Annotated in this window: 14 protein-coding genes; 2 read left to right on the top strand and 12 right to left on the bottom strand. The window is 61.3% G+C overall.

All coding sequences use genetic code 11. The features are described from left to right. The 3 genes from VJ604_RS11720 to VJ604_RS11710 form a co-directional block, all read right to left on the bottom strand. Positions 1-281 (bottom strand): response regulator (locus VJ604_RS11720; protein WP_324082673.1); only part of this gene is annotated, 281 nt, incomplete at its 3' end. A 258-nt stretch (positions 282-539) separates the two neighbouring features. After that, positions 540-800, bottom strand: a complete 261-nt coding sequence (locus VJ604_RS11715; protein ID WP_324082671.1) for a hypothetical protein — start codon at positions 798-800, stop codon at positions 540-542. 224 nt (positions 801-1024) lie between these two features. Beyond that, positions 1025-1993, bottom strand: coding sequence for a polyprenyl synthetase family protein (locus VJ604_RS11710; RefSeq protein WP_324082669.1), 969 nt, complete (start codon positions 1991-1993; stop codon positions 1025-1027). A gap of 478 nt (positions 1994-2471) precedes the next feature. Here VJ604_RS11710 and VJ604_RS11705 point away from each other — a divergent pair, with 478 nt between their 5' ends. Both VJ604_RS11705 and ltaE read left to right on the top strand, forming a co-directional pair. Beyond that, positions 2472-4067 (top strand): glucose-6-phosphate isomerase, encoded by a 1596-nt coding sequence (locus VJ604_RS11705; protein WP_324082668.1) that lies wholly within the window; start codon positions 2472-2474, stop codon positions 4065-4067. A 111-nt stretch (positions 4068-4178) separates the two neighbouring features. Then, positions 4179-5189, top strand: a complete 1011-nt coding sequence (ltaE, locus tag VJ604_RS11700) for a low-specificity L-threonine aldolase (protein WP_324082666.1) — start codon at positions 4179-4181, stop codon at positions 5187-5189. A 76-nt stretch (positions 5190-5265) separates the two neighbouring features. Here the strand turns inward: ltaE and rsmI are convergent, their stop codons facing one another. From rsmI to trmD, 9 genes are all read right to left on the bottom strand, one after another. Beyond that, positions 5266-6096, bottom strand: coding sequence for a 16S rRNA (cytidine(1402)-2'-O)-methyltransferase (rsmI, locus tag VJ604_RS11695; RefSeq protein ID WP_324082664.1), 831 nt, complete (start codon positions 6094-6096; stop codon positions 5266-5268). A gap of 106 nt (positions 6097-6202) precedes the next feature. Then, positions 6203-7024, bottom strand: coding sequence for an NAD+ synthase (locus VJ604_RS11690; protein ID WP_324082661.1), 822 nt, complete (start codon positions 7022-7024; stop codon positions 6203-6205). Then, positions 7024-7875 carry a nitrilase-related carbon-nitrogen hydrolase gene (locus VJ604_RS11685; RefSeq protein ID WP_324082659.1) on the bottom strand — a complete coding sequence of 284 codons (852 nt, stop codon included), beginning with the start codon at positions 7873-7875 and terminating at the stop codon, positions 7024-7026. The genes VJ604_RS11690 and VJ604_RS11685 overlap by 1 nt, the downstream gene beginning before the upstream one ends. 196 nt (positions 7876-8071) lie before the next feature. Next, entirely contained in the window at positions 8072-8512 is a 441-nt protein-coding gene (locus VJ604_RS11680) for a DUF4149 domain-containing protein (RefSeq protein WP_324082656.1), read from the bottom strand. Positions 8513-8673: 161 nt separating this feature from the next. Then, positions 8674-9051 carry a YraN family protein gene (locus VJ604_RS11675; protein WP_324082654.1) on the bottom strand — a complete coding sequence of 126 codons (378 nt, stop codon included), beginning with the start codon at positions 9049-9051 and terminating at the stop codon, positions 8674-8676. An 80-nt stretch (positions 9052-9131) separates the two neighbouring features. Then, complete coding sequence (gene rnhB / locus VJ604_RS11670) at positions 9132-9821, bottom strand: ribonuclease HII (RefSeq protein WP_324082651.1); 690 nt, start codon at positions 9819-9821, stop codon at positions 9132-9134. Positions 9822-10074: 253 nt separating this feature from the next. Next, on the bottom strand, positions 10075-10431 hold the full coding sequence (gene rplS, locus VJ604_RS11665) for a 50S ribosomal protein L19 (protein ID WP_324082649.1): 357 nt from the start codon (positions 10429-10431) through the stop codon (positions 10075-10077). A gap of 99 nt (positions 10432-10530) precedes the next feature. Further along, positions 10531-11100 carry an RNA methyltransferase gene (locus tag VJ604_RS11660; protein WP_324082647.1) on the bottom strand — a complete coding sequence of 190 codons (570 nt, stop codon included), beginning with the start codon at positions 11098-11100 and terminating at the stop codon, positions 10531-10533. Further along, positions 11097-11651 (bottom strand): tRNA (guanosine(37)-N1)-methyltransferase TrmD (gene trmD, locus VJ604_RS11655; protein WP_324082645.1); only part of this gene is annotated, 555 nt, incomplete at its 5' end. The genes VJ604_RS11660 and trmD, both read right to left, overlap by 4 nt.

Below are 11651 nucleotides of genomic sequence, written 5' to 3'. Positions count from 1 at the left end.
TTCATCGCCTCCACGGCGGTGTCGATGGCGCCGAAGGCGGTGAGCACGATCACCACGGTGGCGGGAGCCTTTTCCTTGACGGCGGAGAGCACCTGGAAGCCGCTGATACCGGGCATCTTCAGGTCGGTGATCACCACCGCCGGTTCCTTCTCGGCGAACAGCCGCAAGCCATCCTCGCCATTGGCCGCGGTGAAGACGCTATACCCCTCCTGCTGCAGGTTATACTCCAGCACCCGCCGCAAGGAACTGTCGTCGTCTATGATGAGAATCCTGGGTGGCATCTTGTCCTGACCGGTAGTGATGTCCATGAGCGGGCACCAAAGCCACGTTTTACCCGATTTGGTCGGTGAGGGCAATCAAATTGTCAGGGGAGCGGCTGATACGGGGGAAGACGAGAAGGGGTGCGAGAGAGGCCGGCGAGTCGGGTGAGTCAGGGGTGAGTCAGGGGAGCTTACAGGGAGGGGCCGGAGAAAAAGGCGCCCGTGCCGGCGGCGGCCAGCGGGAGATGGTGGTCAAAAGCGGGGGCCTGTCGGCCTCCGTTACGGTCGGCGCCCCCTGAACCTGCGCGGTGCTCCCAGGTAGCTCAAGGTGAGTTCCCGGGTCCCGATGGCCAGCGGCAGCAGATTCTGGTGCTTGGCCAGCGCATCGTCCACGGAACGGCCGTCGGTGATGATCACGTCATCCTCACCAAGGCAGGTCTTCGCGAAGTAACTGCCGGCGGCGCTGGAATAAATCGCTATGCTGAAGTACTCTCCGTTTACTTCCAGCTCTGATGAGTGTATCGGCTTGTCGTTGTCCACAATATTCCCCCGTGATAACAGTGCACATTGGGGAAAATGTTAGCAAAAACCAGACCATCGGCAACCGGAACGAGGCGGGATTTTGCCGGGAAGCGTGGAAAGGTGGCGCCAGGCGGGGAGATAAAAAAAAAAGAGCCCCGGCTGGAGGCTCAATTTGTGCTAATTAAAGCAACGACTGGGACGGGAAAAGGGCCCCGCCTCTGTTAAATGACCGGACGCTAACGTTATTTAACGCGCGTGACGACGTAGTCGGCGAGTTGGGCCATGGCGTCGCGCACTGGGGAGGGAGGGAACTCCTCCAGGCGTTTTTTGCCGAGGGCGATGTGCTCGCGGGCGGCGGCCACGGTGTGCTCGATGCCGCCGTAGCGGTGCACGAGCTCGAAGACCTTGGCGAAGTCCTCGTCGGAGAGGAGCTCCTTCTCGACCACCGAGGCGATCACTTCCCGTTCCTCGGGGGTGCAGCGCTTAAGGGTATGGATGAGGGGAAGGGTGATCTTCCCTTCCTCCAGGTCGTGCCCGATGCTCTTGCCGAACTGCTCTTCGCTGGCAGTGTAGTCGAGGGTGTCGTCCATGAGCTGGAAGGCGATGCCCAGTTCCATGCCGTAGTCGGCCACCGCGCTCTGCAGTTCCGGGGTGGCGCCCCCCAGGATGGCCCCCACTTCGCAGGCGGCCGAAAGGAGGATGGCGGTCTTGGAGCGGACCACCTCGATGAAGCGCTCTACGGTGATGTCCAGGTCGCTGGTCACCACCAACTGGAGGACCTCGCCTTCGGCGATGATGGTGGTGGCGTCCGCCAGCACCTTGAGGATGCGGAGATCGCCGTCGGCCACCATGAGAGAGAAGGATTTGGAGAAGAGGAAATCACCCACCAGCACCGACGCCTCGTTCCCCCACAGGGTGTTGGCGGAGGCGATGCCGCGGCGGAGATTGGCGTTGTCGACCACGTCGTCATGCAGCAGGGTAGCGGTATGGATGAACTCCACCACGCTGGCGAGCGGCACGCTGCGGTCCCCCTGGTAGCCGCACAGCTTGGCGGCCAAGAGAACCAGGGCGGGGCGGATCCTCTTGCCGCCGCTGGAGAGCACGTATTCGCCGACCTTGCGTATCAGCGGTACATCCGACTGCAGGTCCTTCTTGAACTGCAGTTCCACGTTTTTCAGGTCTTCCCCGATGAGGGCAAGGGCTGCATCCATAAGTTAAAGCCTCGGTTCTCTTTACTGGCGCACCAACGCCACGTGACAGCCCAATTTCCGGCCATTCCTCGTGGCGCACTTGCGGTACCTTTCGACTGCAGCTTGACGGGGCACTTTAACAAATCCCGCTTCATTATTCAAGGGATTTCGTTAGGTTTCACGCATACCGGAAGCCGCGCCAGCCGCGAAACGGCAGGCGCCACTCCGACCAGCTCGCCGCCCCCCCTGCGCGAGCCGCAGCGGCTCGCCAAACTCCTCGCCGAGGATGCCAGGCTGAGGACAAGCGCGCCGCCTGAATGGGCAGGCGAAAACCCTCGAAGGCGTGGAAAGAAGCGGGAGTTCCGCTATACTTCTCCGGACCAGTTCATGTGAAAGCCCCTTCTGCGGCCATCATGAAAGATAGTTGAAAATATTCTAATCTAGTGCTACCATGCACGACACTTCAAACGCCACCCCAACCGCTGGGCACGGAGGAACCATGCAAAAGGAGCAGCTGTGGGATCGCTTCAAGAAGAGGCTCTACCATAACCCCGAGATAGGGATGAGCGTCGACACCAGCCGGATGAACTTCAGTGACAATTTCCTTGCCGAGATGGAACCTCGCATGCAGAAGGCCTACCAAGCCATGGCCGACCTGGAGCGGGGCGCGGTGGCGAACCCCGACGAGAAGCGGATGGTGGGCCACTACTGGCTGCGGGCTCCGGAGCTTGCCCCCGACAAGGCGCTCTCCGAGGAAATCATTGGCACGCTGGCCTCCATCAAGGCCTTCGCGGCCTCGGTGCACGCCGGCAACATCACCGCGCCGGCCGGCCTCCACTTTACCAAGCTCCTCGTCATCGGCATCGGCGGCTCCGCCCTGGGCCCCCAGTTCGTGGCCGACAGCCTGGGTGGCTGCGCCGACCGGATGCACACCTATTTCTTCGACAACACCGATCCCGACGGGATGGACCGCGTGCTCGCGCAACTGGGGAATTCCCTCCAGCAGACCCTGGTACTGGTGATCTCCAAAAGCGGCGGGACCAAGGAGACCAGGAACGGCATGCTGGAAACGCGCGAGGCCTTCACCAGGGCGGGTCTCAAGTTCCACTCCCATGCGGTGGCGGTGACCGGGGTGGGGAGCGAACTTGACCGTACCGCCTCGCAGGAAGGGTGGCTGGCCCGCTTCCCGATGTGGGACTGGGTGGGGGGAAGGACCTCGGTCACCTCGGCGGTCGGGCTGCTCCCGGCGGCGCTGCAGGGGATAGACATCGACCTGTTGCTCGATGGCGCGAGGCTGTGCGACCAAAGCACGCGCGCTAAGAACACCGCCGCCAATCCGGCGGCCCTGCTGGCCCTCTCCTGGTTCCACGCCACCAAGGGGAAGGGGGAAGCCGACATGGTCATTCTCCCCTACAAGGACAGGCTGCTGCTGTTCTCGCGCTACCTGCAGCAGCTGATCATGGAGTCGCTGGGCAAGGAGCTGGACCTGGACGGCAAGGTGGTGATGCAGGGGATCTCCGTCTACGGCAACAAGGGATCCACCGATCAGCACGCCTACGTGCAGCAGCTGCGCGAGGGGGTGCCGAACTTCTTTGCCACCTTCATCGAGGTCCTCAGGGACCGGGACGGCGCCTCCATGCTGGTGGAGCCGGGAGCCACTTCCGGCGACTACCTGTCCGGCTTCTACCAGGGGACCCGGGAGGCCCTCTACGAAAAGGGAAGGGAGTCGATCACCCTGACGGTGAACGAGGTCTCGCCGGTCACGGTAGGGGCGCTGATCGCACTCTATGAGCGGGCCGTCGGCTTTTACGCCTCGCTGGTCAACATCAACGCCTATCACCAGCCGGGGGTGGAGGCCGGGAAGAAGGCGGCCGGCAGCGTGCTGAAGCTGCAGGGGGAGATACTGGGCACCCTCCGTTCCCAGCACGGCCGGGACTTCACCTGCGAGGACATGGCCATGACGCTGGCGTGTCCCGACCAGGTGGAGACCGTTTTCAAAATCATGCGGCACCTGGCCGCCAACCCCGACCACGGCGTCGGTTTCTCCCGCGGAGAGCATCTGTGGGAGAGCAGGTTCCGGGCGGTGGAAAAGTAACCGCAGCACGAGGAAGCCTGACCTGTCTGACCTGTCTGACCTGTCTGACCTGTCCGACAGGTCCGACCGGTCGGACAGTTTGAAGATGACTGACAAGCAAGAGGAGAGTTAATGAAGCAAGTTGATCTTAGAAGCGACACGGTCACCCGCCCCTCGTCGGCCATGCTGAAGGCGATGGCGGAGGCCGAGGTAGGTGACGACGTCTACGGGGAAGACCCGACGGTGAACAGGCTGCAGGAGACAGCAGCAGAGATCATGGGCAAGGAGGCCGCACTCTTCGTCCCCAGCGGCACCATGAGCAACCTAACAGCCCTGCTCGCCCACTGCGGTAGAGGCGACGAATACATAGCCGGCCAGCAGGCGCACATCTACCGGTGGGAGGGAGGCGGCGGCGCCATCTTCGGCGGTGTCCAGCCCCAGCCGATCGAGTTCGAAGCCGACGGCACCCTCGACCTCAACCGTATCGAGAACGCTATAAAGCCGCCCGACTACCACCACCCGGTCACAAGGCTGATCTGCCTGGAAAACACCCATGGCGGCAAGGTGCTGCCGATGGAATACCTTTCCCAGGTAAGGCAACTCGCCGACCGCCGCAAGCTCGCGCTTCACCTGGATGGTGCCCGGGTCTTCAACGCCGCCGTCCACCTGGGCGTGCCGGTAGGGGAGATTGCCGTGAATTTCGACTCTGTCTCGGTATGCCTCTCCAAGGGTTTGGGAGCTCCGGTAGGCTCAGTTTTGTGCGGAAGTGGCGAGCTCATCGAAAAGGCTCGTCGGTGGCGGAAGGTCGCCGGTGGCGGAATGCGGCAGGCGGGGATCCTGGCGGCAGCGGGGATTTACGCCCTGAGGAACAACGTAGAACGACTGGCGGAGGACCATGCGAACGCGGAGCGGCTCGCTTGGGGGCTTCGCGAGATACAGGAACTGGCAGTTACTCCAGCTCAAACAAACATCCTGTTCGTCACCCCGTCCAAAGGGGGCGCAGACTCCCTGCGCCACGCGCTTGCCCAGGAGGGGATCCTGATCGGCGGTGGCGAAACCATCCGGCTGGTAACCCATCTGGATGTGACCGCGGCCGATGTCGACCGCACGGTTGCGGCAATCAAGAAGCACTTCGCGGGGTGAGGTCGGCGCCGACCCCCTTCTTACCTTTCAGCCGCCTCATCCAACACTCCTCCCCCCGAACGGGGGGAGGTCTCAACTATCCCTTCTGCCTGAGCGCCTCCGCGTAGACCACGCTCTTCGGCATGCCGGTCTCCTGCGTCACCTTCTTCACCGCGTCCTTCAGTGAAAACTCCCCGGATTGCAGGTAGCGACTGAGGAGTTCCTCCATTTGCGGCGTGTCCGGCAGCTCCGGCTCGTCGGCGGGCGCAACTAAGATGGCCACCTCCCCCCGAATCTTGTTCTCCTCCGCCTGCGCTATCAGGGCGGACAGCCTCCCCCTGAGAAACTCCTCGTAGATCTTGGTCAGTTCCCGGGCGATCACCACCTCGCGATCGCCAAGGACCTCGAGCATGTCGCGCAGGGTGGTCAACAGCCGCTTGGGCGCCTCGTAGAAGATGAGCAGCCCCGTCTCGGCGGATAGCTGCTGCAGCTTTTCCTTCCGCCTCCCCTGCCGGTTGGACAAGAAGCCGGCGAAGGTGAAGAGATCGCTGGGGAGTCCGGAAGCGGACAGGGCGGCAATGGCGGCGCAGGCGCCGGGAATCGGGATCACGCTGAGGCCGGCGGCGCGGGCGTCGCGCACGATCTGGTAGCCGGGGTCCGAGACGCAGGGGGTCCCGGCGTCGGTTACCAGCGCCACGTTGGTCCCCTTTTCCAGCTGGTCGAGGATGAAGTTCCCTTTGACCTCCTTGTTGTGATCAAAGTAGGAGGTGAGCGGACGGGAAATGCCGAAGTGAGTGAGGAGTTTTCTGGTGTGGCGGGTGTCCTCAGCCGCAATCAGATCGACCTCTTTGAGAATACGCAGGGCACGCAGCGTAATGTCTTCGAGATTTCCGATCGGGGTGGCGACGATGTAGAGAGTTCCGGACATAAAAAAAGATCCTTCAAAAACATCACCACGAAAAACACGAAAGACACGAAAGTTCATCTGGATACTTCTCGTGCCTTTCGTGCCTGTCGTGGTGAGGAGGTTTTGCCTATTTCCCCCAGTCTCTGGCGTAGCGGAAATCGCGGTCGATGGTGCGGTTGGAAACCTTGGCGATCACCGGCAGGCGACGCTTGAAGTGTGACCCCTGCACCTTGCGGTGCACGTTGTCTATGAAAGCAGGATCGAACCCCTCAACGATCAGCTCTTCCCGGCTCATCCGCTGGTCGACCATCCGGAACAACAGCTCGTCGGCCTCACGGTAGGTGAAACCGAGTTCCTGCTCGTCGGTCTGCCCCGCCCAGAGATCGGCGGAGGGCTTCTTGTCGATCACTTCGCGCGGCACGCCCATCGCCTCGGAGAGCTCCCACACCTGGCTCTTGTAGATGTCACCGATCGGGTTGAGCGCGCTCGCCATGTCGCCGTGCAGCGTGCCGTAGCCAAGCAAAAGCTCGGTCTTGTTGCTGGTGCCGAGCACCAGGCCGCCGACCTCGGCGGAATGGTCGTACAGGATGGTCATTCGCTCGCGCGCCATCTTGTTGCCGCGCCGCATGTTGTCAGCGCCGGGCACCAGGTTGAAATAGGCATCCACCATCGGGGTGATCTCGATGACCTTGTAGTTGATCCCCAAGGCATCCGCGCAGAGCTTGGCGTGGGCCTCGCTCTCCGGGTTGCTGGTGCGGTACGGCATGGTATAGGCGTAGACGTTCTCCGGCCCCAGCGCCTCGGCGGCGATGAAAGCCACCAGGGCGGAGTCGATGCCGCCGGAGAGGCCCAGTACACCCTTCTTCAGTCCTACCTTATATACCTCGTCGCGCACGAAGCCGACCAGGATCTGGCGCAACAGCGCCGTATTCACATTAAGCGCGCCCATCAGCGACCGTTCTCCCTATCGATACGTTTGAGTTCCTTCAAGGTGAGCCCCATATTCTCATCCCGCATCATGGGCGAGAAGATCCGCTCGCGGCGCAGAGCCCCTTCGTCGACGGTCACCACCACCAGGTCCTCTTCCAAAAGCTTGCCGCGCTGCTGGACCTCTCCGGAGGGGGCCACCACTTCCGAACCGCCCCAGAAGTTGATGCCGTCCTCATAGCCTACCCTGTTGCAGTAGAAGACCCGGCAGTTGAAGAACATGGCGGAGGTGGAGGTGAGCTTCTGCCAGGCGGCGGCCGAGCCCAGCTCCTCGGTTCCACTCACGCCGCGGCCGGGGCTGGACGAGAGGCAGAGAAGCGTAGTGGCGTTGTCCATCGCCAGGATGTAGGGCGCCGAAAGGTGCCACATATCCTCGCAGATCAGGATGCCGAAGCGGCCGAAACGGGTATCGAAAGCGCGGAAACGATCGCCGCGGGCGAGGTAGCGCTGCTCGTCGAACAGGCCGTAGGTCGGCAGATAGACCTTGCGGTGAACGTGGATGATTTCGCCTCCCTCCAGGTAGAGGGCGGAGTTGAAAAAGCGGTAGTCGGGAGAAACCTCCACGAAACCAATGGCAATCGAGATGCGCTTGGAAAGCGCCTTCAACTTCTCGATCTCCGGCGAGTCGAGGCGAAGCGCCACATCGGGCACCAGGTCCTTCAGGAAGTATCCGGTCAGTGCCAGTTCCGGAAAGGCGACCAGGTCGGCACCGGCGGCTATTGCCTTTTCAATGGCGGCCTCGGCGAGGGCCATGTTGTCGCCCACAACGCCAAGTTTCGGCTTGATCTGGGCAAGGGCAACGGTGAAATTCATGAGCTTCTCCGCAATTTTTTCTCCATTACTAGCACAGCAGCGTAGCGTTTGGCAAACCTTTAGGGGCGCTGCCAAAAGCAATCCCCCCTGTCCCCCCTTTATCAAGGGGGGAACCTTTACCGAGACCGCTCACCCAGGTCCCCCTCCCCTTCAAAGGGAGGGACAGGGTGAGGATGGGGGGCAACCAGGGGGCACGTCACATCAACACCACCAACACGACGCCGCCGGCGATGATCGAGAGGTTGCAGACGGCTGAGACGCCGTGCAGTTTGGAGAACTCCCGGCGCAGCGGATGGTCCTTGGGGGTGGTCTCGAAGGAGACGATCTGCCGCTTCAATTCCGCGGCGCGCGGCTCGACGTAGAATGCCTGGATGGAGCAAAGCGTCAGCATTACCGCCAGTATCACTCCTGCAACTGCTACCCCTTTGCCGGAGAGGATGATCCGGCAGATGAGGGCGATGAGTCCACAGGCGACACCCCAGCGGAAATATCCGGGGAAGAAGAGACCGACGATGCGGGCAGCGGTGTCCCTGCTCTCGTTGCGGAACAAAAGCGGGGTAAGCACAAAGGTAAAAAGGGAGGCGCCCCCCAGCCAGAGGGAAACCGCCAGACGGTAGATGATGGTAACGATTTGCATGAAGCCTCCACGCCCCCCATCCTCACCCTGTCCCTCCCCTTGAAGGGGAGGGACCTAGCGGGGCTGTCTCAGAAATTATTATTTCAGCTCAGCCTCCCTCTCCCTCTCCTTCAAGAAGAGGGTCGGGGTGAGGATGGGTGGCTTCGCTGTCCTCGGGCCGTTCAGTAAGCAAGCTCGAAAGCGTTCCGTATATGTTCGATCTCCGGCAGGTCGTGCTGGTGAAGCACGATGGCGACCACGTCGAAACGGGCATCGGCGTCGTAGAGCCGTTTCTTGGAGAGCCAGACCAGCGCCGCCTTGGAGATCTGCCGCTGCTTGAAGGGGGTGACCGCGAGCTGCGGAGGGCCATAGTTGGCATTCTTGCGGCATTTCACTTCCACAAAGACGATGGTTCTCCCTTCCCTGGCTATGATGTCGACTTCTCCACAGACACAGCGGAAGTTCCGCTCGACTATGGAAAAGCCCTGTCCTGTCAAAAAGGTCGCAGCAATGGACTCTCCCACTTCGCCTTTGGCACTATTGCCGCTCTTTTCTGGCATGGTCCACCATTACCCTGGGAAAGTGCAAACAGAGATAGTGTAACAGCAACTTTAACGATGAGAAGATGAACGGATTGGCTCTAGAAAGAGAACGATCCGGTGGAGAAACCGGCAGAGACGTCAGCCGGCTGTGCCGGGAGATGTTCCTTGACGCCGCTGAAGCTCTTCCGGTGGATAGGAGAGGGTCCAAGCTCCGCGATGGCAGCCATGTGCGAGGCGGCGGCATATCCCTTGTGGCTGGCGAACCCGTAACCGGGATAGAGGAGATCGTACTCCATCATCATCCGGTCGCGAGTGACCTTGGCGATGATGGAGGCGGCGGCGATGGAGAGGCTCAGGGAATCCCCCTGCTTCACGGTGCGCTGGGGGATGTTCATCGGGATATTGGAAATGCCGTCGATAAGGAGAAAGTCGGGCGGGGGCTTCAGTCCCTGCACCGCCTCCCGCATGGCGCAAAGGGTAGCCTGGAGGATGTTGATGCGATCGACGAGTTCGTGGTCGCCGACGCCGACCCCCACGCTGATGGCCTCCCGATGGATGAGGTCGAAGAGCTCTTCCCGTTTTTCCGCGGTCAGCTGCTTGGAGTCGTTCACCTCCGGGAGCAGGAGGCCGACCGGCAGAATCACGGCAGCCGCCACCACCGGGCCAGCCAACGGGCCGCGCCCCGCCTCGTCGACGCCAGCGATCTGGTTATAACCGCGCCGCAACGCCTGGGCCTCGTGGGCGAGCATGTCGAGCGGCGAATTCTGGTCAGGGAAAAGCCCAGTCATAACAAAAAAACCTTTCACCACGAAAGTCACGAAAAAGCACGAAAGAAATACATTTTCTCCAAAACCAGCTTCGCGACACTATTACCTGAGAAATCTTGGTGAGGTCAATTAAAAAGAAAGAGAGGTGTGAAAAAGAACGAGGGCTTTTTTTCGTGTCTTTCGTCTGTTTCGTGGTGGAAAAGCTTTTGAAGTAAAAAAACCCCGATCGCCGTTGACCGGGACCGGGGCTCTTTCGTTTCTCTTGGTGCTGACCTTACTGGCCGGCGACGTATTTTCTTTCCTTGATCCTGGCAGCCTTGCCGCGCAGCTTGCGCAGGTAGTACAGCTTGGTGCGACGGACCTGGCCGCGGGTCACGACTTCGATCATCTCGACGGACGGCGAGTGGAGCGGGAAGACCCTCTCAACGCCGACGCCATTGGAGATTTTCCTGACGGTGAAGGCCTCGCGGACCCCGCCGCCCTGACGGCTGATGCAAACGCCCTGGAAAGCCTGGATACGGCTCTTGTCGCCCTCGACGATTTTAACCTGCACCTTGACGGTGTCGCCCGGTGCAAACTTGGCGATTGCTTTCTTCATTTCATTTCTTTCGATCATGTCAATCTTGTTCATTTTACACTTCCTCCCTTATCTGGAACCTCTAGACTTGCAAGTTATAAGTACGTGGCACATGCCGCCTTCTTCTGAAACGTTCCCCAAAAACTCTTACCCTCACCTGCCGAACAGCCTGTCCAGCATGATGGCTGCCGCCGACCTGACCGAGAGGTGGTTGTAATCACCACCGCCGCTGATCGGCTCCAGCACGTAATCGCTGGCCTTGAATACCTGTTCCGTGAGCCCCCAGCCGGTGCCCAAAAGCAGCATGAAGGGCTGGTCCGGGTCGGCATCCATCAGCGCCTTCAGTTCCCCGAAGGTCACGCTGTTGGGCCTGCCCGAGGCGCCGGTCACCACCAGCTTGGGCCTCTTGCCGGTACGCTCTTCCACCTCGGCCACCGCCGCCTGCAGGGTGTCCTCGGTTTTCAGCAGCTCCAGGGCGAGCTTGCGCTTGGGGTTGTAGGTGGATCCCCACCCTTCCAGCCAGTGGGTCCTTATTTTCTCAACCAGCCGCCGCTGTTCCTCGACCGGGGTCACGATGTAGTAGCGCGACAAGCCGTAGGTGCGGGCGCTCCTGGCGATGTCGTGCACGTCCAGGTTGGTGACCGCGGTGGCCACGATGTCGTGGTTCTTGTCGTAGACCGGGTAGTGGATCAGCGCGATGCTGAAGTTGGCCGCAGCGGTCATTTGGTCACCTCGGCCAAGAGTTTTTTATCGGCCTTGCTCAACTCGATGTTTTCGAGGAGTTCGGGCCGGGAAGCGAGCGTTCTCAGCAGTTGCTCCTTGCGCCGCCACTTGGCGATCTCGGCATGATTGCCGGAAAGGAGGATCTCGGGAATCTTCTCGCCCCTGAATTCGGGAGGCCTGGTGTACTGGGGGTATTCCAGGAGGCCGTCGGCAAAGGAATCGAACAAGGCGGAGTCGCCGTGCCCGAGCACACCCGGCACCAGCCGGGAAACGGCATCGACGATCACCATGGCGGCGATCTCCCCGCCGGTCAGCACGAAATCACCCAGGGAGATCTCGTCGTCCACGAAGAGCCTGCGCACCCGCTCGTCCACCCCTTCGTAGCGTCCGCAGATGATGATCAGCCCTTCTTCCCGGGAGAGTTCCTCGGCCACAGCGTGGTTGAACGGCCGGCCGCAGGGAGTGGTCAGGATCACCTTCGAGTTGGGGCTTTTCTCCTTCACCGCCTCGATGGCGCCCGCAATCGGCTCGACCTTCATCACCATGCCGGC

Origin of the sequence: Geomonas sp., from assembly GCF_035254065.1 — a bacterium.
Classification (GTDB): Bacteria; Desulfobacterota; Desulfuromonadia; order Geobacterales; family Geobacteraceae; genus Geomonas.
The sequence above is the reverse complement of the archived record's forward strand: the minus strand, read 5'-3'. Positions and strand labels throughout refer to the sequence as shown.

Coding starts and splice junctions, on each gene's coding strand:
- ltaE (WP_324082666.1), top strand. CDS start 4,179: ATGAAGCAAGTTGATCTTAGAAGCGACACGGTCACCCGCCCCTCGTCG.
- VJ604_RS11660 (WP_324082647.1), bottom strand. CDS start 11,100: ATGACCGCTGCGGCCAACTTCAGCATCGCGCTGATCCACTACCCGGTC.
- VJ604_RS11690 (WP_324082661.1), bottom strand. CDS start 7,024: ATGGGCGCGCTTAATGTGAATACGGCGCTGTTGCGCCAGATCCTGGTC.
- VJ604_RS11685 (WP_324082659.1), bottom strand. CDS start 7,875: ATGAATTTCACCGTTGCCCTTGCCCAGATCAAGCCGAAACTTGGCGTT.
- VJ604_RS11705 (WP_324082668.1), top strand. CDS start 2,472: ATGCAAAAGGAGCAGCTGTGGGATCGCTTCAAGAAGAGGCTCTACCAT.
- VJ604_RS11680 (WP_324082656.1), bottom strand. CDS start 8,512: ATGCAAATCGTTACCATCATCTACCGTCTGGCGGTTTCCCTCTGGCTG.
- VJ604_RS11710 (WP_324082669.1), bottom strand. CDS start 1,993: ATGGATGCAGCCCTTGCCCTCATCGGGGAAGACCTGAAAAACGTGGAA.
- rplS (WP_324082649.1), bottom strand. CDS start 10,431: ATGAACAAGATTGACATGATCGAAAGAAATGAAATGAAGAAAGCAATC.
- rnhB (WP_324082651.1), bottom strand. CDS start 9,821: ATGACTGGGCTTTTCCCTGACCAGAATTCGCCGCTCGACATGCTCGCC.
- rsmI (WP_324082664.1), bottom strand. CDS start 6,096: ATGTCCGGAACTCTCTACATCGTCGCCACCCCGATCGGAAATCTCGAA.
- VJ604_RS11675 (WP_324082654.1), bottom strand. CDS start 9,051: ATGCCAGAAAAGAGCGGCAATAGTGCCAAAGGCGAAGTGGGAGAGTCC.